Below are 24,632 nucleotides of genomic sequence, written 5' to 3' on the forward strand. Positions count from 1 at the left end.
TTATCTGTTTTGTATGTATAGCACTTAGCGTGTTGTGAATATATTGTTAAATGTAAGCGCTTACATTGTGAAGAGTAGTGGGCGAGTGGAACTGCTGTCAAGTTTTTGACGGCAAGAATTTTATGCGAAGCTATAATCAGTTAAATTGTGGCTTTATAATCTCAATAACGAGTCAAAGAACTAACGAGTTATGGTGAAAGAGATACAGCCTTTGCGTAAGCGCTTACAAAAACGACCTTCTGATGCTCCCACTGCGGAAAATGTTGCTATTGCAGCGGGGGTCTCTACGGCGACTGTGTCACGCTATTTGGCGAATCCAGCATCTGTCAGCGAGAAGCGGGGGATACTGATTCGTTCTGCGATTGAATCCCTCGGTTATATTCCTCATGGTGCTGCTCAAGCGCTCGCATCACAGCATTCAAAAACCATGGGCGTGATTGTTCCCACATTAGATAACGCAATTTTTGCCGAGGGGATTCACGCGTTTCAACGACGCTTGCAGGAGAAAGGATATACATTATTTATCGCCAGTTCGGATTACTCAGTTGATGAAGAATTAGCGCAAGCGGAAAGGTTGATCACGCGAGGCGTTGATGGGCTAATGCTGGTGGGGGCGGAGCACCATCCGCAGTTATTTGAGATCCTAGATAAAAAGCAACTGCCTTATCTGTATACATGGTCGTTTAAGCCACAATTGGATCATCCTTGCATTGGCTTTGATAATTACCGTGCATCGGCGCGATTAACCGAGTTTTTGTTGCAACTTGGGCACACTGAATTTGCCGCGATTCCGGGTATCACGCGTTTGAATGACAGAACCAAAGACCGCCTTGCAGGATGCTTAGATACCCTGAAGAAAGCCGATATTTTCTTAGCCAAAAATCGCATTATTGAATGTAAGTATGATTTAGCGGAAAGCCGTCAGGCACTGCGGAAGCTACTGGAAAATTCACCGCGTCCCACCGCCATTGTTTGCGGTAACGATATTATCGCGATGGGGGCGTTATTAGAGTGCCAAACCTTGGGTGTACGTGTACCAGAAGATGTTTCCATTGTAGGGTTTGATGACGTAGCAATGGCGTCGCACATTCATCCTGCACTCACCACCATGCAAGTTCCCTCAAAGACAATGGGCGAGAAAGCGGCAGATTTTTTGTTGGCCAAACTGAGTAATGAGCCCGTTACAGACAAATTGGAGCTGGAAGCAAAGTTGGTGGTAAGAGAAACCACCGCCGCCGTAAAATGAGGTAGAGCCTAGCGGTCTATCAGTCAGCATTAATCAAAATAAAAAGGGCGGTATCAAACCGCCCTTAGTTATTTTTACGTTGTGCTTTCAACACTTGGTCACATTACCAAACCCACTGTGTTTGCTCGTTGGTGATCCGCATTTGAATAGGTGTTGTACCGTCGTAGAAGAACACTTCGGCCAACATGTAGTATTGCGAATCGGCGAGCAGGTAATCCACATCACCGAATCCACTCTCTAACGTTTTTGCGGTGATTCGGCTGTTATAGTCGGCAGAATATGAGCCATCTGGGTTCTCTACAAAGCCGCCATATATCGACACATAGGCTTGGCTTATCGAGTAGCTACTAATATCGACTTCTAGGCTTTGCGAAACAACGGGGTCGTAGCTGAAGCCATTCGGCACCACCATTTCTGACATCTGCGTAGCATCACTTGTTACCGTCGGCGGGATATCCACTACCTCGGGGTTGGCACCAGTCAGCACAGTTGGTGTCGGATTGCTGGTACCGTTGGAGGTATTTGACGCTGTTGTACTGCCACCGGCTTCCGTAGCAGAATCAGTAATGGTAGGGCTTCCGCTTGTTGATGCTGAGCCACCATCACCTCCACCGCCCCCACAAGCTGTTAATAGTAAGACAAGTGATGCGGTTACAATCGAATAGATATTCATGATTATTCCTCCGGCTCGAAAACAGTGCCTAGCGTGGCTTTTTCGTCCATATACCAGTTGGTATTGTTAACACCCGACGTTTCAGCGTAACCCGCAAACTCAGGGTAGGCCGCAATCAGGTCAACGTGCTCTTGAGGCCATTTCCATGCGTCGTTGATTAGCAGCGCCCAAGGTAGGTTTGCTGACGTTTTGAAGTAACGGTTTTCCGCTGGGTTACCCGCATCAGACCACCATCCATACCAGTAGGCATCGAATTTTTCTGTAGGCGCTTGATCGGCTAAGTGTATTTCTAGCCCACGACCGGGGTTGTACCACAAACCATCGCGCACATACGGGCCTGGAGTTGCGAATATGAACGGGTCATAAGGCATGTCCATCAGACCGTAGGTGCTGACGCCATCATGAGGGTAGATATCGATTTCGAACTCAAACGCGATTTCTTCTTGGCAATATTGCGCCGTTCTGTAGTAGTTACATTCTGCTGGCACTTTTTGTTTGAGATCGTCCGTGATAACGAAGATGGCTTCTGTGGCATCCGACTCCATTCCATTGCTTTCTTGTACCACACCGTTGTGTTTCATGGTTGTTTGCGCATTGTCTATATCTACACGGTTTAGACCAGGAAGTCGCATGGCGAAACCGTTGTGATAACCCGCGCCGTAGGCAGAGAGGTATCCGCTGATGAGGATCCGTGTCGCTTGATTGTTTTCGTCCAGTGTTTCTGTGATGCGGAAACGTATCACCACATCATTCATGTCGTAATCGCCTTCTTTTGGCCAGTTGTCTTCAAAGGCCAATGTGGCGTAACCACGCTCGTTCGGGTAGTGCACTAATGTCGTGCCCGATTTCATTACGGTGACAGGGTGATCTTCTACCTCACCGGTGGTTGCACCGCCGAAATAATCGAGACCGGCTTGCTCTGAGAAACGGAAGCGACTGAAGGTGGAACCGACTGCGGCATCTGAGGGGACGGCAATACTCAGTGTATTCGTGCCGGCATTGAGAACGGAATCGCTGACGATTTTCTCATCGGCGTCTTCAAAGTCTCCATCTTGGTTCCAATCGAGCCAAGCTGACAGATAACCCGTGGTTGAGGCTTGTACGGAGATGATCGCAGTGTTACCCGCTTCGATTGCGGTAACAAAACCCACCCCATCCTCATCTTCTGAGCCTGCTTTATTGTCATCCAGTGGGGAAATTAGACCATCTCCTTCGCTATCCGGAGCAACTAAGCCTAAGTAATACCCAGTACCAACTTCATGTCGAGGACCGTTGGAGGCCAGAAGGGTTTTGTAGCTGTCAGGCGCATCACCGAAATCAATGGTGGAATCTTCATCAATCACCGGTGCATCTTCACAGCGCGCCCCATCGTTTAAACCTGACTTGGGACCGTCTGCAAATTTCACAGCGGTCACACTGCCGGAATCAATCTTTTCTTGTGTCGAGAGGTCTATACGAAAGATATCGCCGTCTTGGTTTCTGGAAATGTAATAGTAGCCATTAACATCGAAGTAGCCCGCCCCAAAGGTGCCAGTCACACCGACAGAGCCAATGTATTTGGTTGAGCCGTTATTTGTATCAATTTCATACAATTTACCGTTGCTATTGTTCACAGCGTAAAGTTCGTCGTTCCCAGGGTGGAAAGCAAAATCTGTGATACCCAATGGTGCAGATGTTGAGATCGTTTCAGCCGTTAATTTTGCGTTAGGGTCGCTGTCTAACGGTGTTAAATCAACTCTGTAGAAGCCTCTACCTGGCCCGTATAAATAGTAATAACGATCGTACACGTCTCCAACGTAAAAGGAGTAATTGTTGGGAAGGCCACTTACCTTAATAACATCCGCCTGAAAATCTTTGTCCAAACGGACGACTTTCTTGCGGGTCTTTTCGAACCCGTAGATGTATTTTTCCTCAAAACCTACACCGTCACCCGTACCATTATCAAACCCCACGGCGTTGATGCCCTGATTGGATAATCCCACATCATTAGTGAAAAGGGTGGTGGAACCTGTCACTAGATTAACGGAGTACACCTGAACCGGACTTGATTGGAATAAATAGGCTTTGCTCGGGCATGTTTCAAATGGCGCTGCAATCGCAAAGGGCGAAACAGTTGTCAATAGAGCTGCTGTCAAAAGGCGAGACATGGAGATCTCCTTGAGTTGGTGTCTGCCAGAGTTCTTTCAAGGAATGTGCCAGTTTTAATTGGTTGATTTTTATGAGGATATATTGAAGTGAAATTTTTCTGGATATTGAAATAGTCAGAATGACAATCAAAAAAAATGGGCGGCGAGTATTTTTGTCAAAATGAGAAAATAAGTACATTTCGTGCGGTAAATAGCTCACCAGTATTAAGAATATCATCGTGATTTGATGGGGGCGTCGTTGATTGAGAAGCAATAAAACAGGGCAAGGTAATATAGCAGTGAGCGCTACGCTTATTCTCATCAATCTAATTCAAACAAAACAGATTCTCTTTCTTAACGAGGTATGATTTTCATCAGCAAGCCCCGCTATTTCAAACTACATTGAGAAGTATGTCTCGTATTTGATTCACCCTTGGGTGCGTTTGAATAAAAGGGTAAACATGAAAATTATTTTTGCAGATGACATGGCTGACATGCGAGAGAGCATCATTCAATCGCTCGAAGCTGTTGAAGGCGAATTCGGCCCTTTTGAAATTCTTGGCCAAGCGAAAGATGGACAAGAACTTATTGCTTTGGTCGAGCGGCATCCAGATGTTGATCTGGTTTTAACGGACTTGAGAATGCCAAACATGGATGGGTTGTCCGCATTGGTTTATCTCAAAGCCAATATCAAAGTGAAAAATATATTTGTTATATCAAGTGAAAATATTGTTTCAATTGGCCAGGCAGAAAAACGCAAAATCGAGGCTGATTTCAACGAGAAAATGGGCTTGCTCGACAAGATAGCGCACCGAGTGATTGATAACGAAGTCGTGGAAGGAAAAATAAACTCGATTTTGACAGGGTGCGAAAAACTGCGTCTTGACCCCATTAAAGTGGCTGAATACTACGGTGCATCGGGGTACATGAGAAAGCCGATTTCCAGACGAAAAATAGCCAGCCTATTTGAGGGAATGCTGAATCCCCAAGGTTTTGTGAATATCGGTCTTGTCTAGGCTTACGTCCAAAATAACATGAAGTGCTTATGTCTTAGCAGACAATACAACCGTTGTGCAGGCGATTAACGAACGGATGATTTGAGGTGCAATCAATGAGTAAGGTATTGGATCAGCAGACGTCATGTTTATCACAATATGCTGGCGGCGCATCGTCAGATCACAACGCTTCAACACGATTAGCCCAAAAGAACCTTGTGTTTTCACTTGCAGATGAACAATACGGCATTCCTTTGTCCTCAGTAAAAGAAGTGATTGGCTTGGTAAAAGTCACGCCTATTCCTCATGTGCCTCCCTATTTTAAAGGTCTTATTAATCTTCGTGGCCGCATCATCTCGGTGATAGATTTGAGGTCGAAGTTAGGGCTTGAAGAGAAAGCTTACGAGCCGAAAAAAACCTCCATCATTATCAGTGATGTCAACGCGTTAACCATAGGTAGTATTGTTGATGATGTGAATGAAGTGGTTGGATTTGACGAAGCGCAAATTGAGCGTGATTTGGATATCTCACACAGTATTGGTCGTGATTACATTACTGGAGTCGCCAAAGCAAAAGGGAACCTAGTGTTGCTGCTTGATATACATAAAGTACTGGACCCTGATGACCTAGAGATCATCGGCCATCATGTTTCGTTCTCCTCCCAACAAAATAACAACGAGGGATAAACTATGTTTGAGCGTCTCTCTCTTCGCGCAAAAATCATTTTAGGTAACGCCGTTAGCCTTCTGTGTTTGGTTTTCTTGGGTGTACTGAGTTTGAGTAGCATCAAAGAGCTTAAGGAGACAGATGACTGGGTGGATCATACGCATCGTGTTATTCATCAGGCTCTTCAGATTGAAAATGCAGCTATTGATATGGAAACGGGCATGCGAGGTTACTTGCTTGCCGGTGATGAATCATTCCTTGCGCCTTACCGTGCCGGGAAGTCACGTTTCACCACACTGATCAGTGAACTTAAAGTCACCGTCAGTGATAACCCTCCACAAGTTCTTGTACTTGAAAAAGCAGAGACAACCATTGCTGATTGGCAGCAGTCAGTCACTGAGAATGCGATTGCGCTTCGGCGTGAGATTGGCTCCACTCAAAGCATGAATGGTTTGTCGGCGGAAGTGAACAAGGACAAAGGGAGAGCTTACCTTGATCGTTTTGGATCGCTGATCAACACATTCAAAGCTGAAGAGAGCGCTTTGCTTTCTCAGATTGACGTTGCAGTTGGGGACGTCGAGGACATTAACGGCACCAGAGAAGCATTGTCGTCGATGAAAGCCAAATTACAGGTGATGGAACAAGCCTCTCTCTTAGAAACGACGGTGTTGACGATGGCATCTGGCGTACGAGGTTACTTACTGACGGGTAATGACGCCTATCTTACGTCATATACGGCAGGCCGAAACAGCATTGATTTTATGCTCAATGACCTGAAAGTGAGCGTTAACGATAATCCTAAACAAATGCGGACGTTGAACGACATTGCCTCCGTGATTTCAGAATGGCAAACACAAGTATTTGATAGGAATATCGAACTGCGTCGTGAAATTGGAGAAGGAAAAACGATGAACGATATCTCAAACTTGGTTGCTCAAGGGAGAGGTAAAGTGTTCTTTGATGAATTCCGACGTCAAATTGGCGCCTTTATTGATCGTGAAGAGCAGCTATTAAGTGAACGTCAGGCGACACTTGAAGAGGCGCTAGTGGCGACGAACAATTCACTGATGTTTGGTGTCATTGCCGCAATACTCATCACTATCCCGATTGCCATATGGCTTAGCCGTTCCATCATGCGTCCTTTCCAATCTATTTTTCGCGGATTGCACTCATTCAGTTCGAAAGAGTTGTCAGATCTGAACATGGCATTCAACAGTGTGGTGAAAAAAATGGCCGACAGTGCTGGGCGTTTGGCCACAGTGGCCAGCAGTATCGATAACGTGTCACAGAACTTGTCTCAAATCTCAAATCGTCAAGCAAGCTCAGTAGAAGAAACATCCGCAAGCACCGAAGAGATCTCGGGTATGGTACGCATCAATGTGCAATACGCTGAAGAGTCAAAAGATCTCTCCAAAGAAGTGGGTGAAAAAATGACGGGCTTGGATGATGCCATGCGGATGATCTCCGAATCTAATCATAAGATCGCTGAATTGGTGAAAATCATCGGTGAAATTGGCGCTAAAACCGCCATTATCGACGATATTGTATTTCAAACGAAGCTTTTGTCGTTCAACGCGTCGGTTGAAGCCGAACGGGCTGGCGAGCATGGGCGTGGGTTTGCTGTTGTTGCACAAGAAGTCGGCAACCTTGCACAAATGAGTGGTAAAGCCGCCACAGAAATCTCCGCCATTGTGAAACAGAGTATTTGTGAGGCTGAAACGATCGCAAAGGAAAATACCTGTCGCGTTGAAAAAGGCTCTAACATCGTCGCGGAAACAAGGAGACAGTCAAACTTGGTTCTCGAAGGTGCCTCAAAGATTTTTGATGCCTCGAACGAACAGGCACGAGGCATTCAAGAAATCAGCAATGCGGTTGAGTCGATAAACAAGGCTACGCAGCATGCTGCCTCCATCGCTGATCAAGCGTCCAGCTCCAGCTCCGAGCTTAATAAGCAAGCGGAAGATCTCAACCGAATGGTACTCAACCTGAACAGTTTCCTTCGTGGGCATGAGACAGTGATAAAGGATGAACTAGAGACCACCGTTAATGTGGAATTACGAGATAAGTACGAAGCACAATCGTTGGAGGGCATTCGCCGTCAAATCGACAATGCCGCTCATTCGTTACCTGACGCGCCAAAAGAAGCAGAAGATAGTGATAATCAAACTGCGTGGAATCGGCTTTAGATTGACGGTTAGGGGCGTGTAATATGCATTCCGAAAACCAGGGTCAAACACGGTCTTACTTTATTGAGCCACCGAGTGTTGGCAATACACAAGGGATGACACAAGCCGAGTTTGACTATTTTTCAACGTTGATCTTCCAGCACGCCGGAATAAAGCTGGAAAATGAGAAACGTAGCATGCTTGAAATGCGGCTGTTTAAACGTTTGAGCGCGCTTAAATTACATACGTATAGCGATTACATGCGGGTGCTTCAAAAAGACACGAGTGGCGTAGAGCTGGTTGCCTTTACCAACGTCATTACGACAAATAAAACCGCCTTTTTTCGTGAGCAGCGACATTTCAACGTACTCCGTAATGACATTCTCAAGCACCCGCGCTCGGAAAAAACATTCATTTGGTCTGCTGCCTGTTCTAGTGGTGAAGAACCTTTTTCACTGGCCATGCAGTGCGAAGCCATCAAAAATGAACGCGCTAACTTCGACTACCGTATTCTTGCTACCGACGTTGATACCCAGCGTCTTGAGGCATGTGGGCTAGGTGAATACCCAAACGAGCAGCGCGAAGACATTCCCCCCCTTTTCCAGCACCAATTCATTGAACGTTCAGCGCGTGATGCGAACACCTTTACCGTGGCAGAGCGGTTAAAGCAAAACATAAAATTTAGGCAGCATAACCTGATCCATTACCCTGAAAAGTTTGGCATTCAATTCCAATACATTTTTCTGCGCAATGTCCTGTTCTATTTCCCACGCAGCACAGGAGAAAAAGTGGTGCGTGCGTTGGTGAGCCAATTGCAGCCCGGCGGACTGTTCTTTGTCGGATTAACAGAATCATTGCAGCACATGGATGTTGGTTTGGAGCTGGTTGATGTGTCTGTCTATCGGAAACCCGATCTAGGGGGGTCTGTCGATGAGTGACGTGCAAGTTCACTCGGGTGAATATCAATTTGCTCTCCGCCAATCAATGTGGCTGCAAACTGTTGTTGGTACCTGTGTCATTGTGTGTATTTGGGATGAAGAAAACCAGAGCGGGGGAATGTGTCACTACCGTTTACCTGTCGCGCCAGAGGCTATCACGATGGGAGAGCATGCCAATGATTATGGTACGTGTGCCATTCCCAACTTATTGAAAAAATTTAAACATTCATCGTCAAAACTCGCAAACTTAAGGACTTGGGTGCTAGGTGGTGGGCAGGTGCATGATGGGGCGTTTATGCAATCCCAGCAAATTGGAGAGCGCAATGTCCTCGTGGCATTAGACATTCTTGCCCAATATGGATTACCTATTGTTGGCGCGTCAGTAGGGGGGAGTTCTGGTCGGCAAATACGCTTTAACCCAAAGTCCGGTGTGGTCGATTTTCGGTTTTTGGATGACACGCCTCGTGATGCCGAGAGTGCAGAGTCAGCACTTGGGAGTAGGGCACAATGGGTGTATGTCGTCTCTGCTAGCGAAACATTCTTCACTTTGATTGAAAAGACGCTTGGCACTGACCCAAGTATTCATCTTCATGTTTTACCCGATTTAGAAAGCGTGAGTCGATACTTCTCCCATCAAGCGCCTCAAGCTCTGATCATTGATGCTCAGAATTTGCCCACAACCTCGTTAGTATTCACATCATTACCCGCCATGTTTACGCCTCTTAACCTACCCACCGTGGTTGTAGCGGACGGTGTGACGGCTTTGAATGGAACACACTATCGAACATTGGTAAGCGTGGTGGGAAATCGAATATTAGTATCGACACCGCAATGTCTTGTTAAAGTGCTAGCGTCGGCAATACACCTGAATACATTATCCACGCCGCTTAAAACACAATTGGCGGCGTTGCCTTCAACTCACCCATCAAACAATAGGAAAGGAAAGCCGACCGGGGTGGTGCTTATTGGTTCATCAACCGGAGGCGTTGATGCGCTGGACGTACTTTTAACGCAGTTCCCTGGTGACATGCCACCCATTTGCATTGCGCAACATATCCCTCAAGACTACTCAATGGCATTGGTAGAAAGATTGAACACAAAAACCCCGCTAACGGTCAAAGAGGCCGTCGATGGGGAAGTTTTGACCCAGTCTCATGTGTACTTTGCGCCAGGTAATCATCACATCAAGCTGGTGCAATTGAGTGATGGCAACGTGGTTGTCCGAGCCACGCTCGACCCGCCAATAAACAGCTTTAGACCTTCGGTAGACTACCTGTTTGACTCTGCAACCAAAATCAAAGGTTTGCATATCGTCGCAGCGTTATTAACAGGGATGGGAAGCGACGGCGCGAAAGGACTTCACCACTTGAAGCATCAAGGTGCATTTACCCTAGTACAAGATGAAAAAAGTTGCGTGGTATATGGCATGGGGCGTGTTGCGAAAGAGTTAGGTGCAGTATGTCGAACCGTACCTATTCATGAAATGGCACGGGCGATTATTGAGGCCTATCAGGGCGCTTTCGCCTCCGAATTGTCTCACGGTAAAACGGACGAACTCACTAAGGAGTTACGTTAATGCCTCAGTCTGATTTGGACACTGTCGTGAATGCATTGCAAAAAGACTTTTCGGATGTTGCCAATATCCTGTCTCTGCCAGTGTCCACGCGTCATGTTAAGCAGGGTTTCTCGGGGTTGAGTGACAAGCTTCTATCCCTGGTCGAAGATGATCCGCGGTTCGATACGACCCAATTTCTTATTCAGCAAACAGTTATCTTGCTTGAATTCTTAGAGGTGGACTCGACAGAGGCCAATGAAGACCTGTTGGTGTTATTGGACTCCATCATTGAAACGGCACGTTCAGAAGCCGCGCCATATTCAAAAGGCGATGACGCGTTTGACGAAGATAATGTGTTTGAAAACGAGCATGGGGATGATGTTCAGCAAAAAGAAAACATGGCGAATGCGCTTAACGCGTTGGCTATTTTCGCCATAGACACATTTGGTATAGACGTTACCTTGATAGAGGATGCGCCTGTATTTGATGACGATGTATTGAGTGAGCTTGATTACCTTAGCTCTCTTATTGACTCAAATGCCGAACACACTGAGCCCCACTCAGACCGAATCCTCCATGCAAAGAACAAGGTAAAGGAAGCGAGAGAGTTAGATGTTCAGAACAAGTTTGAACCGACGACGAAGGTTAAATCACACCTTCTCGAACATCTAATGAGTTATTCCGAAGAATTAGTGCAAATCCGAAATACCCTCGCGGATTTTGCAGAGAAACAAGAGAGCCTCGCGCTGACTGAGTTGTCAAACAAGTTGAAGACAGTGTCGGACGGCATGCTCAATGATCTATTGAAAACGCAAATGCGCCCAATAGGAAATTTGCTGAGTAAATATCGCCGTATTGTGCGGGACCTTTCTAAGGAGCTTGGCAAGAAAGTAGATGTAGAGATTGTTGGCGAAAACATAGAGTTAGACAGCAACGTCATCGACGCCATCAATGAGCCTTTGACACATCTGGTTCGAAACGCTCTAGATCATGGATTTGAAACCCATGATATTCGCGCTGCATCTGGGAAATCCATGGTCGGCAGGCTACTCATTCACGCCTATAACGAGGCGGGGAAGGTCGTCATTAACATTTGTGATGATGGTAAAGGCATCGACAGAGAAAAGGTGTTGAGCAAAGCCCTCTCTAACGGATTAATCACCCAAGAAAGCCAGCATCAACTCACGGACAAAGAGATACTAGAGTTGATCTTCCATCCTGGCTTATCAACTTCGGACCAAGTCAATGCCCTCTCGGGTAGAGGGGTGGGCATGGATGCGGTTAAACGAAAAGTCGAAGACATAAAAGGCACCATAGATATTCATTCTGAGAAAGGCTTAGGCACTGAAATCGCGCTTATCTTTCCGTTAACCATGGCGACGTTAAAAGTGGCTTTGTTTGATATTGGCAACGTGACCTATGCCATCCCCTCTTCTGATATTTCGAACATTGTCGGTATCAGCAAAGAAGAAGAAAGTTTGAGTGTCCGGTTCGATAACGGCCATCCTCTTTTATATCAAAACAACAAAGTTATTCCGCTAATTGAACCCCATGAATATTTGGGGGAATTGACAGAGAAGCATGTCTTTCGTCGCGCGTATCAACAAGGCATGCGTCATAGCGTTGTGGTGTTTACCCATCGGGGTCAGCAATGGGGGCTACCCGTCGACCATGTACGGGCGTTTTTGGACATCGTCATTAAGCCGTTAGATCGCTCAATGAATGGCAACGACGTGTTTGCGGGGGCGGCGGTACTTGGCAGTGGGGATTTGGCTTTAGTGATGAATCTGAAGAAAGTGATTCAATTTGCGCGGAGCTATCACTGATAAGATCACTGTTCCCCTTTCTTTCTTATACTTAACAATAACGTCATCAAAAACAGGTGAGTGGAATGAAACTCTTAGGCAGCTTTTTGTTAGATTTCGAACTCATTTCGGCAAAAGACTTGGCCGATGTCATGGTCGAGCAAATTCGCCAGACGCCAAACAGCTTGGATATCATCTACGAAAAGAAATTGATCACGCCGGAACAATTCCTATCCATTGTCACGCTGCAAAACGACGAACATCTCGACCTACGTTCCGCCTGTATGCGATTGGACATTTGGCGCAATGAATTCTTTGATGCCATCAACGACGAGGTATCAAAGCGGCGCTCAACATTGGGGCGCATACTCGTTGAAAAAGGCTTGGTAGAGCCCCATGTGCTACTGCCGATCCTAAAACAATATCATGCGTATCGTGCTGAAAATAACAATGACTTTGCTTTGTTCTCTGAAAATACACTGTTAGACCTCAGCGAAAGCGAAGCAGAAGGCAGCGCCGACGAATTGCATTTTGAACCGGATTTTTCACACGTACAGGCCAGCGATCCTTCTGACTATATTGAGCTTTTCTCTGAAGAGAAAGAAATCGAACTCGAGCTGATAATTCTGGCTATTGAGGCATTGGGAAGTGATAAAAACAAAGCGGACCCTGAAGAGTTGTTAAACCAATTTTTCACTGATTACCATTCCCTGAAAGGAACAGCACGAAGCGTTGGCGCACTGCTCACCGAAAACCTTATCCATGAATCTGAAGATCTACTCACCTTTTTCAAACGCTTCCTTCATAAAATTCATCATGCCGATTTTGCTGCGTTAGCTGCGATCAATTTGAAAGTGTTGGATGTTCTCAGCAACTTGAGAAACGAGATGGCGACGTCAGGCTCTGAAGAACACTATTGGCGTACTCCGGAATTAAAAGGTAAATACCTCAAAACGCTGGGGGACATTAAGCGTCTCAATGAGGAATTGGAAAACCGAGGGTATGAAGTGAGCCTGGAAGACGTACAGGATCTTTTCTAGCGCAACAGTGTAGTGGACGAATGTCATCGTGCTATCTCTGCATTAAAGCTTAAAAAATGTATTCATGGGACAAACAAACTAAGAAATTCAGAATGTTCAGAGTTTCAACGACTTCGTTTCGCGCAGTGTTCGTCGCTCGTTTCTTTGCGGCTAGCTCGCTGCCTTTTTCCCTTCGATAAGGCCTTTCATGATGTCGGTAACTTGTTTGAGTTTTAAGCTCTGATCTTTGTAGCTCATCGAGACTTGAGACGTTTCATTGGCAATGTGATGGTTGTTGTTCACGATACCCGCCATCGACTCCATCGCCGAATTCACCTGTACGATGCCTTTCATTTGCTGATTAAAGGCTTCGCTGAATGAATCAATTTCTTTAGAGAGCCCTTGAATTTGGTCGGAGATGCCGGAAAAGCTGACTTGAGTTTGTTCTGACAGCGCTTTGCTTTCTTTCACGCGAAGCTCTGTTTCTTTCACAATCTCTCCGACCGTGACCATGGAATCTTTCAGTAACTTGTCGATATCTTGCGAGGCTTGGCCTGACGTCAAAGCAAGCTGACCGACTTCTTGGGCGACCACCGCAAAGCCGCGTCCATGCTCGCCAGCGCGTTCGGCTTCAATGGACGCATTTAGTGAAAGAAGCTTGGTTTGGAACACGATGTCATGAATCACCTTGGTGTAATCCGATATTTTTTGAATGATGTCGTTAATTTCTTGAAGGTGCTTATTTGAATTTTCAATTAATACAACAGAGTGCGCCAATTTTCCCATGTTCTTGCTGCCTTCATTGCTAAGCGCAAGCGTGCCTTTTGAGACATCTAAGCAACCGAGAACGTTTTGATTGGTTTGTTTCACCATCTCGGTGATTTCAGAAATCGCCGACACATTGGAATCCAGTGCTGCGCGTTGCTTCTCAACACCATCAGCCAAACTTTCTGCGCCTTTTAGCACAAGTCGCGAGTTATCAAGTGCGTCGTCTGACACTAAGGTTAGATCTTGCGTTATCGCAATCAGCGGCTTAGAAAGGCGCAGCGCAACGATGTAAATGATGACGCAAAGCAGCGCGATGATGGTGAAAAAACAAATCAGAATAACTTGAAGGTTTTCTTGTAACGCCGCCGTCGAATTTTTCTCATTGTAGGTAATGTTCAGGATACCCAATGGCGTGCCGTCTTCCGCCATAATTTGACCTGAATAGTTTTTGACGGCGTGATTGACCGTTTTTTGCTTTGTCTCTGTGTACGGGATGCCACTTACGTCAACAAACTCAATGTGGTCGATATCGTCATCCTGCATTCCCACTCTCACGAAATCTTCCAACGCAGACAAGTCATAATTCAGAATGTAGGATCGGCTCGATTGCTTGAGAAAGCTTGCCAGTGCCTCGACTTTTCCTTTCTGTATTTTGGAAAGCTCATTCGATGTCATTTGATGGAAAAAGAGGGCGGCAATGATCAGGAATATCGTAATGCTGCCAATCAATGGCAATAGAATACGATAGCGCAGTGACAGCCCTGAAAAAATCTTGAACCACATAGTCATAAAATCACTTCATCGTTTGAATGGGTAGGGCTTTTCCGTTTTCAATTTTTGTTAGGTAAACGTCGTCTAGACCCTGTCGGTCAGACTTGCCGAAGTTTATTTTCAGCCCGCCAAAGTCCTTATTCTTCATACCTTCCATGGCACTGATAAAGCGCTCTCGCGTTAAGTGCTGGCCCGACTGATCAAGAGCATCAACGATGACCATGGCATTCAAGTAACCTTCCAATTGCGTGTAGTAAGGGCTGTCGACGCCGTAGTTATTCATGTCGGCTTTGAAATCAGAGATAATTTTGAGCTTACTTTGATCGGGGTTTGGCATCACTTGCGAGATATAGCTTCCATCCCCCGCAGAGCCCAGTTCAGCGATCAGTTTCTTCGTGCCAACAAAGGAGATGTTAGCGAACTTGGGATAAAAGCCTTTGTCATGGGACATCTTGATAAACGCACCACAGGCTTTGTAAGCGCCCACCATAATGACGGCATCAGGCTTCTTAGCCATGATGTTGTTTAGCCCTTTTTCAACGTCGAGTGTATTGCGTTTATATTTGCCCTCGGCGTGTATTTTGAGACCTCGTTGTCGAAGCGCTCTTTGTACACCCGCTTTACCTGCTGCACCGTAACCATCATCTTGGATAAATACCGCGATCTTCTTATAACCGAGGTCGTTGATGAAATGATCAACCAACTTTTTGGTTTCATTGAAGTAACTGGCTCGAATATTAAAGATGTTTTTGTTGGCTGGATTACGCAAAAATTCTGCACCTGTGAAAGCGCCAACATAAGGAATTTTCGCGCGATTCACTTCGGGAACGACAGCTTTCGAGGTGGGAGTGCCGACAAAGCTAACAAGGGCAAAGACCTTGTCTGTGTAGATGAGTCTTTTGGCGTTCTTTGCGGCGCGGTCGGGTTCATAGCCATCGTCGAGTGAAACGACGTTGATCTTGCGACCGTGAATACCGCCTTGCTGGTTAATCTTTTCGAAGTAGGCAAGTGTGCCCGCTTTGACACCGCTACCTAGCCCAGAAGCCGGCCCAGAAAGGGCATTGCTCATGCCTAACGTGATTGTATTTTCTGATACGCCAATTTCGGCGGCAGCAGTTGTGGAAAACAGCCAAAGAAACACGATAGTGCAATGCAAGCCTTTCATTAGTAACGCCTCAGTGAATAACAGGGTTATCAATGAGTATAGAAAAGAATCCAGATGTCTCATTATTGATTCACACTTAGAAGCCCTAAGTGATACCTCTTTTAAGAGTTACCCCCTTTGTTGACGTTAACCGCGCGCCATTGTCTTGGTGGTGAACAAAGGCACCAGTACCATCCCTAAAAAACCGACTGCCAGCGCCCAAAGCTGAGCAAGGTGTCCAGACTGACTTTGTATCGTAGCGCCCATTTGGTTGAGCTGAATGGTGGCTTGAATGGCAGGCGTTGACGGTGACAGTTGTGCCAACATGTTTAGCCATTCGGGTAATGCGCTTGTCGGCCACACGAAACCTGAAGTAAACAGCAGTGGCATGGAACTGAGCAATACAACCAGTGTGATCATTTCAGGGCGTTTTATGACTTTCCCCAACAAGGTTCCACAGCCGATGGTTGCCAGTAAAAATGGCAGCATCACTATCGCGAGTTGTAACGGCAGCGCAAGACGATTCACACCGTTGATGTCGAGACTTGCGCCGAGGTAGTACATGGTCATGACGCTGTATATCGCCACCAATATGGTGGTCCGAGCGATGAAGCGTCGTCGGCTCGTTTTCGTTTCTCCACAGCCTAATAGGCCTGATGCTATCAGCAATGTTTGCTGCAAAATCAGGATAAATACGCCGGGTACTACGTAATTGCCGTAACCCATTGTTGGGTTGAAAACAGGCACCAGATTGAGTGAAAACGGAGAATTTTGCTTGGACGCTAGCGACAGTGGCACATCGTTCATCATCGCTTTGGTGGTTTTAACCTTTGCGCCCAACGTACTGCCTGCGGCTATCACGCCTTCCGCGATAGTGCCGTAAGTGAGGAAGAACGACGCATCGCCACCGACGGCGACTACCGGACTTTTTCCGAGCAATAAATCACGATAGAAGTATTCAGGCACGCTGATCACGCCTTCAATTTCGGCATTCGCAATATGGATTCCCGCCTGATTTTCGCTGCTGAGTTGTGACACCACTTTTAGCTGTGGTGTGGCATCGAGCATGCGGATAAAGACTCGGCTCTGCTGGCTTTCGTCGTGATCGACCACCGCCACGCGCAGTTCTCTCGGCAATTGGTTGGCGTAAGGCAGTGGGTACAAGAGTGAGTAAATCACAATGCCACCAAATACTGTGAAGACCACAGCAGGGTTTGAGAACAGCTTTTTCAGTTCAACAACAAACGATGTGCGCCAATTCATGATGCGATCTCCTGTTGTGTGCCGTTGACGCCGTTGTTTGCGTTTTTCATACGTTTGACTTTTAACACGACTATCGGCCAAATAATCCCAAATGCGGCGAGTGCGCAAAGCGATGGCATAGCTTGTTGTAAGGTTGCGCCATAATTGAACTGTCCGATCTGTGCCGTGATGTAGTGGCTCACGGGCAACAAAGCGCGCCAACACTGGGCAAGAAAGGGCATGTCGCTGGCAGGGAAACTCACCCCCATAAACGCAAATGCAGGGGCGGTGAAACCGGCGACCAAACTCATGGCGCGTGTTGCGTCACGTGTACCGACGTAAAGCAGCATGCCAACGGCAAGTCCTGCTAGAACCATCAACCCTTGCGCCGCAAACACGATCTGCCAACTGCCGTTCATTGGCCAGCCCAGTAAGAAGTGCATGGCGATGGCGAACCCTATCCCCAATAGCCAAAGCGGGATGAGTAAACCCACTACTTTTGCCGCTAACGGTTTAGCAATAGAAGAGGAAAAGGCGGTTTCAAGTGTGCGATTTTTGTCGGTTAACGCCATTGATAGCATTCCACAGGCCACAATGGTGATTTGCCAAAGGGCAGGGATAATCGCTGATACTAGAAACTGTGCGTAATTCGTACCGTTATTAAACAGAGGGACAAGTTGGAAGCGGATGGGCACCGATTGCGCGGCGGCTTGCGCGGCGACAGTCGTGCCGTGCAGCATTTTACCTTTAGCTTCAACAGTAGCGGCAAACGTGCCTTGGCTTTGGCCGATGGCGGCGCTGACTAACTTACCAATCAAAATGTATTGGCTGTTATAGAACGCGGTCACATCTGGGCTTTCGCCTCGCAGCGTGTCTTTCTCAAATCCTTGCGGAATGATAACCGTGGCAAATGTTTCAGCACTGTTGAGCGCATCGGAGGCTTGTTCCACATCGCTGAAAGCTTGGGTTTCAAGGGTTGGGCTGGCGTTGTAATAGCGAACTAGCCCGCGAGACAGGCTGCTGTTATCCAAATCCACCACACCGACAGGTAAATCTCGGCCTGTGCCGGAAGAGAATATCGCCCACACCAGCACAAACAGCGCCAAGGGCAAACCACACAGCAGTGCAGTCAACCAGCGGTCAGACAGCGTAGAACGCCATTCTTGCCAGAGTAAGGAAAAGAACGAAGGGCTGTTCATCATGATCAGCCTTGCGCGTCGTTTTCAGTCACCAACACACTCATGCCTGCACGAAGGCCATCAATGGCTTTAACAGGGCGTGCTTCGACTTCGAATGTGCGCATGTCATAACCTTGCTGACTGTTGGTTGCTCGCCAAGTGGCGAAATCACCCATCGGCGCAACATGTGTCACTTCGAATGCATAGGCTTGGTCGCTAAGTGAAGGGATCGAAGCGTTAAACACCGCACCCTTTTTGAACTGGTTCAGCTTGTCTTCGCGAATGTTGAATACCGCCCATGCGTCTTGCATGTCGATCACGGTGACCACTGGGAAGCCTTGTGGTGAAAGCTCGCCCGGTTGCAGCAGAATTTGGCTCACTTCACCTTGATACCAACTGTGGATCTTGGTGTCTTTGGCATAGGCTTCGACTTCTGCAACAGCGCCTGCAGCCATGCGGACTTGTTCTTGTGCAGCACGCTTGGTTTCAGAACGTGCGCCTTCTTTTGCCATATTATACATCTGGCGAGCGGCATTTTCGGTGTATTTCGATGCCTGCCATTGGGTAAAGGCTTCATCGCGTTTTTGTTCGGCGGTGACACCTTCACGGTAAAGTGCGTCAACGCGTTGGAAGGTTTTCTCGGCAAGCTGAGCCCCGGCTCGTGCTTTCTGCCATTGATCACGTGCGGCATTGATTTCTTGTGAGCGTGCGCCGCTTTCGGCTTGCTCTGCCATCGCGCCTGCGGCTTCTTCACCGGCTTTCGCTTGCTCTAGTTTGGCGTCGATTTCTGGACTAAACAGGGTGAATATCAAATCGCCTTTTTCGACTTGCTGGCCTTTGCGGACAAGCACTTCGTCAATACGTCCCGCTACTTTGGATGACACTGTGTATTGCTGCGCTTCAATTTGACCTTGAAAGCGTTCAGGTTGCGGTTGGTATGCCTGATAAAAACTGTATCCCACCCATCCAATCAAAGCAGCGGCTGGAACAGCCATAAATGCGGATTTCAATTTACTCATGATGGATTATCCCTGTTGTGTTGGAAGAGAGTGGGTAAAGGCGGCAGCTTGAAAATCGGGGAAACGGTTCATTTCCCCGCTAACAGCCAGCAAGCGAGAGAGCGACAAGACGTATTGGTAAGACGCTGCAAGTTGTTGTGTTTTGATATTGGCGAGATACAGCTCGGCATCAACCACATCTAGCGAGGTTGAAAGCCCTTGTACAAAGGCTTTTTCACGCAGGCGAAGGTTTTCATCTGCCAGTGAAATACTCGATGACAAGCCTTGGTATTCTTCTAGGGCTTGGTTGGCTTCACGCCATGTTTTTTCTACTAACAGCGAGAGATCTTGCTCTGCCTGAGCACGCAAGTAGTTCACTTGAAGGGCAGTGCTGTGGGCAGCTTTGAGTTTGTCTGAGCGGCCGCCGTTATCAATCAGCGGAATGCTCACGCCTACGCCAACTGCCCAATCTGGTGCCAGTTCTGCGGTGAGCGAGTCGCCTTCATACAGGTTGTAATTACCGTATAAATAAACCTGCGGATAGTATTTACCTTTCTCCATATCAACAAGGCCATCCGCCTGATTGCGCTTGGCGTCCAGCACTTTTAAGCCTGGGTAGCCTGCGAGGGTTTTTTGCAAGAAAGGTGACATAGCCGGCGCTTGGGTTTGCGTAAACAAGGCACTGGAGGGAGAAACATCGCCTGTGCTTTTCACCAAGGTTCTTAATGCTGCTTGGGCAATTTCCAAATCACGTTCTGCTTTTTTGCGCTCGGTTTTGGCTTTGTCGTACGCAACTTCTGCTTGCAAGCGTTCAACGCGAGCAATCTGACCTTGCGCTTCGAGCTTCTTGGCATGATCGAAATGCTTCGCCAGCCCTTGTTCGACCTCTGCGCGAGTCTGCAAGACTTGTTCTGCCAACACGGTTGCGAAATACACCTTGGCCAAATCTTCAAACTTGGCCTGTTGCTCCATTTGCATCAAATACGTCGCTTCGTCGCGTTGCGCATTGGCAATGTCTTCCGCCGCGAGAATGCGTCCGCCAGTGAAAATAGGCCAAATAGCGCGAATCGAGCTGGTGTAAATGTCCCGATCTGCCAACGTTGTGGTGAGTAAGTTGTCGATATTACTGACTAAGCCACCCACACCCAATGACCCAGCCAATTGGCCGAGTGCTTGACCACCGTTCATGTGTTCAGCAAGTTGAGAGGGTTTGAGTTCTACGTTTTGATCAAGACGCGTGTAGTTGCCACTTAGCGAAACGCTCGGCAGATGGTGAGCGGACGCAGCGTTGCGCATGTGCTCGGCGCGTTGCACGTTTGCGCGTTGTGCGGCAATACCATCGTTGCGTTCTTGAACCGCTTGCCATGCCTGTTCAAAAGACAGGGTCTCCGCATAAGAAAATGTGGAACACAGCATGAGAGTAACGCCGAGTGTTAGTAGACGTGAAAATGGCGTAAACGACGTTTTTCTGATCAACATAAAACTTACCGTTTGGGAAAGAGAAATACAGTTTAGAGTTTATACTCTAATTTTTCCAGCGGTAACTGTTATTGGAAGAAAGATCAGGCGGATAAGATCGACAAATTGTGTTGATTTTGCTTTTCCAACTTGTAGACTTCTCCCTCTCTCATTGTAAGCGACCATTCAAACGCCTCTTTTGAGCGACAGAGTCACGATCGTCAGGTTACGCTGTGGGGATCTCGTGCTTTCTGCGACATTCTTCGAGCTGGACTCAACGTTAACTCCTTCGCCGACAGTGAGCATTTTCCTTGTCGTTATGCTCTGTGCTTGGGCAACATTGTTAACATGCTTTTCGCGTCTCGGATCCCTTGTATTTAAGTTCGTAAAGGGAACTCGATTTTGGCGCATGTATTTCTAGGGGTAGTCATGCCAACCAATACGTTAAGTGAGCGCACAATACGCTTTCTTATCTTGATGATTTTTCTCGCAGCAGCGATGGAAACTGACATCTATCTTCCGGCGTTTCCAGACATGATGGTGGCATTCGACACCAATGAAACGATGATTCAGCGGGTCTTAAGTTTTAACTTTCTGGGTATCTGTTTAGCGTCACTGATCTATGGGCCTCTTTCAGATGCGATCGGCCGTCGCAGCGTGCTCAACGTCGGTTATGCCTTGTTTATTCTGGGCAGCATTGGCTGTGTGTTTTCCACTGACATCAACGTATTGATTTTTTGGCGCTTCGTTCAAGGCTTCGGCAGTGCAGCATGCATGATTATTGGTGCGGCTATGGTGTTCGATTTATACAAAGCCGAAAAAGCCACAGAGATTGTGTCTGATCTGAACAGTTTGGTCGTGAGTATCATTGCGTTCGCGCCAATGTTAGGTGGCTGGATTAACTATCAGTTCGGGTACACCTATAACTTTGTGTTTATTGCTGCATTGACCATCGTCACTGGCCTGATTTGCTTTATACAATTGCCAGAATCACTGCCTGTAGAAAAACGAAAGCCGCTGTCCATTAAGGGCATTGGTAGTGACTACGTGACAGTACTGAAAAACGGCGAGTTCTGGGCAAACACGTTGATCACCACCGCCATATTTTCTGGCTACATGGTGTTCATTTCTAATATGCCCCTGATTTTTGTAAATCACCTGGGTATCGACAGTGCAGTGTTTCCTTTTTATCAAGTGAGCTTGTTGGTGGCATTCGTGATTGCGAGTATCAATAACGGCCGTTTGATCAAATGGTTTGGCGTGAATAGCCTGCGTCGATATGGTTTTCTTACCATTGTATTGATGACGTTGGCCATGTTTGTGTTACCGACAAGTTGGCAGCAGCTTCCGTTGCTGATCACCTCACTCATGGTGCTTTACTCCTTGGGCGCGGGTGTGTGTATTGGTATTTTCTTTGCGCGCTCAATGGAAGCCGTACCGAATCAAACGGGTGTGAGTGCCTCTTTAGTCACAGCGATTCGTTTAGCATTGGTAGCCTTGGTCATAGACATTAGTGGTGCGATGTTCGATGGCACGATGACGTCTGTTATCAACTTAATCAGTGGGTGCATCTTGCTGAGTGTGTTCATTTATCTTGGTGATAATCTTCGAGCTAAGCGACACAAGAAAACGGCTAGCCTCAAAGTTTGATGGTCTAGCCGTAGATGTCCAATAGCGAACAGAGCCTGCATATGATGCAGGCTTTTTTTTGCCGGCGTATTAGTGAGCATATTTAGGTTGCTTGGGTGTAGTCGTGCAATGCACTTTCGATGGCATCAATCGCCATTTTTACGCCAATAGGCACAGTGCCGTGGAATGGGTGAATGGCATAGACGTTTACCCGTGGCATCTGAAAATCGGGTAACACGGCTTTCAGTTTTGGGTTTGTGGAAACAGTGAAGTTGGGCAAAATCCCCAGGCCATAGCCAGACTCAATCAGAACGAGTGTCGTTTGCATCGCGTTTGTTCTATGTTTCGGCGAAAACGTTAATGATCGGGTTTCATTAGTTAACGGATTATAGAGTGCATGGGATACCGTTTTAGGCTGCCATTGATGGGCAATATAAGGCGCATCGTCCTCGGTGAATTCTCTGTTTTTAGCGCAACACAGCACATCTCTAAACTTACCAATTCGGCGTTGCTTGTTATCACTATGCTCCGATCTTCCCGCCCGAATCGCGAGATCTATATGGTTTTCCATTAAGTCGAGCTGATTGTCGTCATTGATTAAATTGAATGCAACGTCAGGATAATCTGTAAAGGCTTCCAACAAGGCAGGCACGACCAATGTTGTCATTAAGGCATTCGGTGCAGTTAGGGTGATTATGCCTTTGGGAATCGTCTGCTGAACCTTCATCTCATCCCATGCCTGTTCAGTGACACGATGCATTTCACAACAATACTGGTAAAACTGCATACCTGCTTGAGTGAGCGATTGTCGGCGAGTTGTACGTGTGAGTAACGTTGTGTCGAGGTCTGATTCGAGTTGCTTTAGCGCCTGACTGACCACGGATTTTGAGGTGTCTAACTTGTCTGCGGCATTGGTGATTGAACCCGTTTCTACCACATGCATAAACAAGGTCATTTGTTTAAGTCTATTCATCTGCTTTTGCATATTGTTACACTCACAAGAACAATGTGTTTTTTTTATTGTGTATATCTAATCTAATCCTGTTTCTACACTATGTCCTTAAATATCTCTAAGACAGAGCGAAACAAATAATGAATCAAGACGTACTTATTCCATATAACGAGGGGATCAAAGCGTGGCAAGATGCCTTCAACAATCGAGATGCAGCAGGCTGTGCCGCGCAGTATGCAGACCACACTACCTTGATGGTCGCGCGTCCCTTTGGCGAATTTACAGGTCGTGAAGACATCCAAGCGTTTTGGCAGCAAATCATGGATCAAGGTTTTGCTGATGTTGATTACACCAATGTGAAGTGGGAACCAGCAGAAGATGATGATGGCTTCATTTTAAGTGCGGATTGGACCATGAATAAAGCCTTTGGTGTGGTTCACCATGAGCATTGGAAAATCCAAGAAGACGGTAAAGCGCGCTTAGTGTTTGATGAATTCGAAGTGCAAGGCGAGCGTTAATCTCGGCTTTTAACCCATCAATAAACGCGGAGGCCATGGCATCCGCGTTGTTGTCTTAGGCTTATTATCTGAACGAAGCGATTTCTTCATCGCTGAGATATCGCCACTCTCCTGCATCAACATCGAGCAGCACCTCACCAATGCGATCTCGGTGCAATGTGACTACACGGTTGCCAACCGCAGAAAACATGCGCTTAACTTGATGGAACTTACCTTCTGTAATCGTCAGTAAGACGTCTTGCGGGCTTAGCACATCGAGTTTGGCTGGCAGAGTGGGTTTGCTCTCTCCTTGTAGCATAATGCCCTGCTTGAATTGCTCTGCTTCGTCACCGCGAATAGGGCGAGAAAGCCCCACACGATAGACTTTTTCGCAGTGTTGGGTTGGCGTGGTGATATTGAACGACCAATGACCATCATCCGTGATCAATACAAGCCCCGTTGTGTCCGCATCTAATCGCCCTGCGATGTGTAATTCTTCACTATGCTCGATGTTTGTGATGGAAAATAGTGACGGGTAGGCCTCATCAATATTCGAGCAAATGGTTCCTGCGGTTTTGTGCATGAGGATATAGCGAAAAGGGCGTGGTGATAATCGTTTTCCCTGTAACGTGACCGTGTTGTTTTCATGTACCTGTGTTGACTCGTAAGTCACGATTACTTCGTTTACCGTTACCGCACCGTTTTGAATGTGTTGGATGGCATCTGTACGGGTTAACGCAGTGCTTTTACAAACGAATTTATCAAGGCGCATGCAGGGGACATTATTCAATGAAAGGAGACGGGGCA

20 protein-coding genes are annotated in these 24,632 nt (G+C 47.0%); 10 read left to right on the forward strand and 10 right to left on the reverse strand.

Annotated features, from left to right (window positions below; genetic code table 11):
- Positions 1-190: 190 nt before the first annotated feature.
- A complete protein-coding gene (locus A1OO_RS13840) occupies positions 191-1,246 on the forward strand; it encodes a LacI family DNA-binding transcriptional regulator (RefSeq protein WP_017003361.1) in 1,056 nt (351 codons plus the stop codon).
- 103 nt (positions 1,247-1,349) lie between these two features.
- On the opposite strand, the gene A1OO_RS13845 is transcribed toward A1OO_RS13840, so the two are convergent.
- Positions 1,350-1,919, reverse strand: coding sequence for a hypothetical protein (locus tag A1OO_RS13845; RefSeq protein WP_017003362.1), 570 nt, complete (start codon positions 1,917-1,919; stop codon positions 1,350-1,352).
- A gap of 2 nt (positions 1,920-1,921) precedes the next feature.
- Positions 1,922-4,066, reverse strand: coding sequence for an LruC domain-containing protein (locus tag A1OO_RS13850; RefSeq protein WP_016961593.1), 2,145 nt, complete (start codon positions 4,064-4,066; stop codon positions 1,922-1,924).
- A gap of 440 nt (positions 4,067-4,506) precedes the next feature.
- On the opposite strand from A1OO_RS13850, the gene A1OO_RS13855 reads away from it, so the two are divergent.
- From A1OO_RS13855 to A1OO_RS13885, 7 genes are all read left to right on the forward strand, one after another.
- Positions 4,507-5,061: a response regulator transcription factor gene (locus A1OO_RS13855; protein ID WP_016961594.1), complete on the forward strand. Its 555-nt coding sequence runs from the start codon at positions 4,507-4,509 to the stop codon at positions 5,059-5,061.
- A gap of 95 nt (positions 5,062-5,156) precedes the next feature.
- Positions 5,157-5,726, forward strand: coding sequence for a chemotaxis protein CheW (locus A1OO_RS13860; RefSeq protein WP_016961595.1), 570 nt, complete (start codon positions 5,157-5,159; stop codon positions 5,724-5,726).
- Positions 5,727-5,729: 3 nt separating this feature from the next.
- Positions 5,730-7,892: a CHASE3 domain-containing protein gene (locus A1OO_RS13865; RefSeq protein WP_016961596.1), complete on the forward strand. Its 2,163-nt coding sequence runs from the start codon at positions 5,730-5,732 to the stop codon at positions 7,890-7,892.
- A 23-nt stretch (positions 7,893-7,915) separates the two neighbouring features.
- Positions 7,916-8,809: a CheR family methyltransferase gene (locus A1OO_RS13870; RefSeq protein WP_017003364.1), complete on the forward strand. Its 894-nt coding sequence runs from the start codon at positions 7,916-7,918 to the stop codon at positions 8,807-8,809.
- Positions 8,802-10,385 carry a chemotaxis protein CheB gene (locus tag A1OO_RS13875; RefSeq protein WP_017003365.1) on the forward strand — a complete coding sequence of 528 codons (1,584 nt, stop codon included), beginning with the start codon at positions 8,802-8,804 and terminating at the stop codon, positions 10,383-10,385. Before A1OO_RS13870 ends, A1OO_RS13875 begins: the two co-directional genes overlap by 8 nt.
- Positions 10,385-12,190, forward strand: coding sequence for a chemotaxis protein CheA (locus A1OO_RS13880; protein WP_016961599.1), 1,806 nt, complete (start codon positions 10,385-10,387; stop codon positions 12,188-12,190). Before A1OO_RS13875 ends, A1OO_RS13880 begins: the two co-directional genes overlap by 1 nt.
- A gap of 65 nt (positions 12,191-12,255) precedes the next feature.
- The gene (locus A1OO_RS13885; RefSeq protein WP_016961600.1) at positions 12,256-13,209 is read left to right on the forward strand and encodes an Hpt domain-containing protein; all 954 of its coding nucleotides are present in this window, start codon (positions 12,256-12,258) and stop codon (positions 13,207-13,209) included.
- A 150-nt stretch (positions 13,210-13,359) separates the two neighbouring features.
- Here the strand turns inward: A1OO_RS13885 and A1OO_RS13890 are convergent, their stop codons facing one another.
- From A1OO_RS13890 to A1OO_RS13915, 6 genes are all read right to left on the reverse strand, one after another.
- Positions 13,360-14,745, reverse strand: a complete 1,386-nt coding sequence (locus A1OO_RS13890) for a methyl-accepting chemotaxis protein (protein ID WP_016961601.1) — start codon at positions 14,743-14,745, stop codon at positions 13,360-13,362.
- A gap of 4 nt (positions 14,746-14,749) precedes the next feature.
- Positions 14,750-15,892 carry an ABC transporter substrate-binding protein gene (locus A1OO_RS13895; protein WP_016961602.1) on the reverse strand — a complete coding sequence of 381 codons (1,143 nt, stop codon included), beginning with the start codon at positions 15,890-15,892 and terminating at the stop codon, positions 14,750-14,752.
- Positions 15,893-16,018: 126 nt separating this feature from the next.
- Entirely contained in the window at positions 16,019-17,134 is a 1,116-nt protein-coding gene (locus A1OO_RS13900) for an ABC transporter permease (RefSeq protein WP_017003366.1), read from the reverse strand.
- Complete coding sequence (locus A1OO_RS13905) at positions 17,131-18,312, reverse strand: ABC transporter permease (RefSeq protein WP_017003367.1); 1,182 nt, start codon at positions 18,310-18,312, stop codon at positions 17,131-17,133. Before A1OO_RS13905 ends, A1OO_RS13900 begins: the two co-directional genes overlap by 4 nt.
- A gap of 5 nt (positions 18,313-18,317) precedes the next feature.
- Positions 18,318-19,310 (reverse strand): HlyD family secretion protein, encoded by a 993-nt coding sequence (locus A1OO_RS13910; RefSeq protein ID WP_017003368.1) that lies wholly within the window; start codon positions 19,308-19,310, stop codon positions 18,318-18,320.
- Between the two features lie 6 nt (positions 19,311-19,316).
- Positions 19,317-20,768 (reverse strand): TolC family protein, encoded by a 1,452-nt coding sequence (locus tag A1OO_RS13915; protein ID WP_017003369.1) that lies wholly within the window; start codon positions 20,766-20,768, stop codon positions 19,317-19,319.
- 408 nt (positions 20,769-21,176) lie between these two features.
- Between A1OO_RS13915 and A1OO_RS13920 the strand changes: the two genes are divergently transcribed.
- On the forward strand, positions 21,177-22,397 hold the full coding sequence (locus tag A1OO_RS13920; RefSeq protein WP_017003370.1) for a multidrug effflux MFS transporter: 1,221 nt from the start codon (positions 21,177-21,179) through the stop codon (positions 22,395-22,397).
- Between the two features lie 82 nt (positions 22,398-22,479).
- Here A1OO_RS13920 and A1OO_RS13925 read toward each other — a convergent pair whose 3' ends face one another.
- Entirely contained in the window at positions 22,480-23,361 is an 882-nt protein-coding gene (locus A1OO_RS13925; RefSeq protein ID WP_017003371.1) for a LysR family transcriptional regulator, read from the reverse strand.
- Between the two features lie 107 nt (positions 23,362-23,468).
- On the opposite strand from A1OO_RS13925, the gene A1OO_RS13930 reads away from it, so the two are divergent.
- On the forward strand, positions 23,469-23,846 hold the full coding sequence (locus A1OO_RS13930) for a nuclear transport factor 2 family protein (protein WP_017003372.1): 378 nt from the start codon (positions 23,469-23,471) through the stop codon (positions 23,844-23,846).
- A 64-nt stretch (positions 23,847-23,910) separates the two neighbouring features.
- Here A1OO_RS13930 and A1OO_RS13935 read toward each other — a convergent pair whose 3' ends face one another.
- Positions 23,911-24,597 (reverse strand): pseudouridine synthase, encoded by a 687-nt coding sequence (locus A1OO_RS13935; protein ID WP_017003373.1) that lies wholly within the window; start codon positions 24,595-24,597, stop codon positions 23,911-23,913.
- Between the last annotated feature and the right edge of the window lie 35 nt (positions 24,598-24,632).

The organism is Enterovibrio norvegicus FF-33 (genome assembly GCF_000286835.2).
GTDB classification, from domain to species: domain Bacteria; phylum Pseudomonadota; class Gammaproteobacteria; order Enterobacterales; family Vibrionaceae; genus Enterovibrio; species Enterovibrio norvegicus_A.

What these genes read in the sequence shown, in the direction of transcription:
- A1OO_RS13840 (WP_017003361.1), top strand. Translation starts at nt 191, where the DNA reads ATGGTGAAAGAGATACAGCCTTTGCGTAAGCGCTTACAAAAACGACCT.
- A1OO_RS13845 (WP_017003362.1), bottom strand. Translation starts at nt 1,919, where the DNA reads ATGAATATCTATTCGATTGTAACCGCATCACTTGTCTTACTATTAACA.
- A1OO_RS13850 (WP_016961593.1), bottom strand. Translation starts at nt 4,066, where the DNA reads ATGTCTCGCCTTTTGACAGCAGCTCTATTGACAACTGTTTCGCCCTTT.
- A1OO_RS13855 (WP_016961594.1), top strand. Translation starts at nt 4,507, where the DNA reads ATGAAAATTATTTTTGCAGATGACATGGCTGACATGCGAGAGAGCATC.
- A1OO_RS13860 (WP_016961595.1), top strand. Translation starts at nt 5,157, where the DNA reads ATGAGTAAGGTATTGGATCAGCAGACGTCATGTTTATCACAATATGCT.
- A1OO_RS13865 (WP_016961596.1), top strand. Translation starts at nt 5,730, where the DNA reads ATGTTTGAGCGTCTCTCTCTTCGCGCAAAAATCATTTTAGGTAACGCC.
- A1OO_RS13870 (WP_017003364.1), top strand. Translation starts at nt 7,916, where the DNA reads ATGCATTCCGAAAACCAGGGTCAAACACGGTCTTACTTTATTGAGCCA.
- A1OO_RS13875 (WP_017003365.1), top strand. Translation starts at nt 8,802, where the DNA reads ATGAGTGACGTGCAAGTTCACTCGGGTGAATATCAATTTGCTCTCCGC.
- A1OO_RS13880 (WP_016961599.1), top strand. Translation starts at nt 10,385, where the DNA reads ATGCCTCAGTCTGATTTGGACACTGTCGTGAATGCATTGCAAAAAGAC.
- A1OO_RS13885 (WP_016961600.1), top strand. Translation starts at nt 12,256, where the DNA reads ATGAAACTCTTAGGCAGCTTTTTGTTAGATTTCGAACTCATTTCGGCA.
- A1OO_RS13890 (WP_016961601.1), bottom strand. Translation starts at nt 14,745, where the DNA reads ATGACTATGTGGTTCAAGATTTTTTCAGGGCTGTCACTGCGCTATCGT.
- A1OO_RS13895 (WP_016961602.1), bottom strand. Translation starts at nt 15,892, where the DNA reads ATGAAAGGCTTGCATTGCACTATCGTGTTTCTTTGGCTGTTTTCCACA.
- A1OO_RS13900 (WP_017003366.1), bottom strand. Translation starts at nt 17,134, where the DNA reads ATGAATTGGCGCACATCGTTTGTTGTTGAACTGAAAAAGCTGTTCTCA.
- A1OO_RS13905 (WP_017003367.1), bottom strand. Translation starts at nt 18,312, where the DNA reads ATGAACAGCCCTTCGTTCTTTTCCTTACTCTGGCAAGAATGGCGTTCT.
- A1OO_RS13910 (WP_017003368.1), bottom strand. Translation starts at nt 19,310, where the DNA reads ATGAGTAAATTGAAATCCGCATTTATGGCTGTTCCAGCCGCTGCTTTG.
- A1OO_RS13915 (WP_017003369.1), bottom strand. Translation starts at nt 20,768, where the DNA reads ATGTTGATCAGAAAAACGTCGTTTACGCCATTTTCACGTCTACTAACA.
- A1OO_RS13920 (WP_017003370.1), top strand. Translation starts at nt 21,177, where the DNA reads ATGCCAACCAATACGTTAAGTGAGCGCACAATACGCTTTCTTATCTTG.
- A1OO_RS13925 (WP_017003371.1), bottom strand. Translation starts at nt 23,361, where the DNA reads ATGCAAAAGCAGATGAATAGACTTAAACAAATGACCTTGTTTATGCAT.
- A1OO_RS13930 (WP_017003372.1), top strand. Translation starts at nt 23,469, where the DNA reads ATGAATCAAGACGTACTTATTCCATATAACGAGGGGATCAAAGCGTGG.
- A1OO_RS13935 (WP_017003373.1), bottom strand. Translation starts at nt 24,597, where the DNA reads ATGCGCCTTGATAAATTCGTTTGTAAAAGCACTGCGTTAACCCGTACA.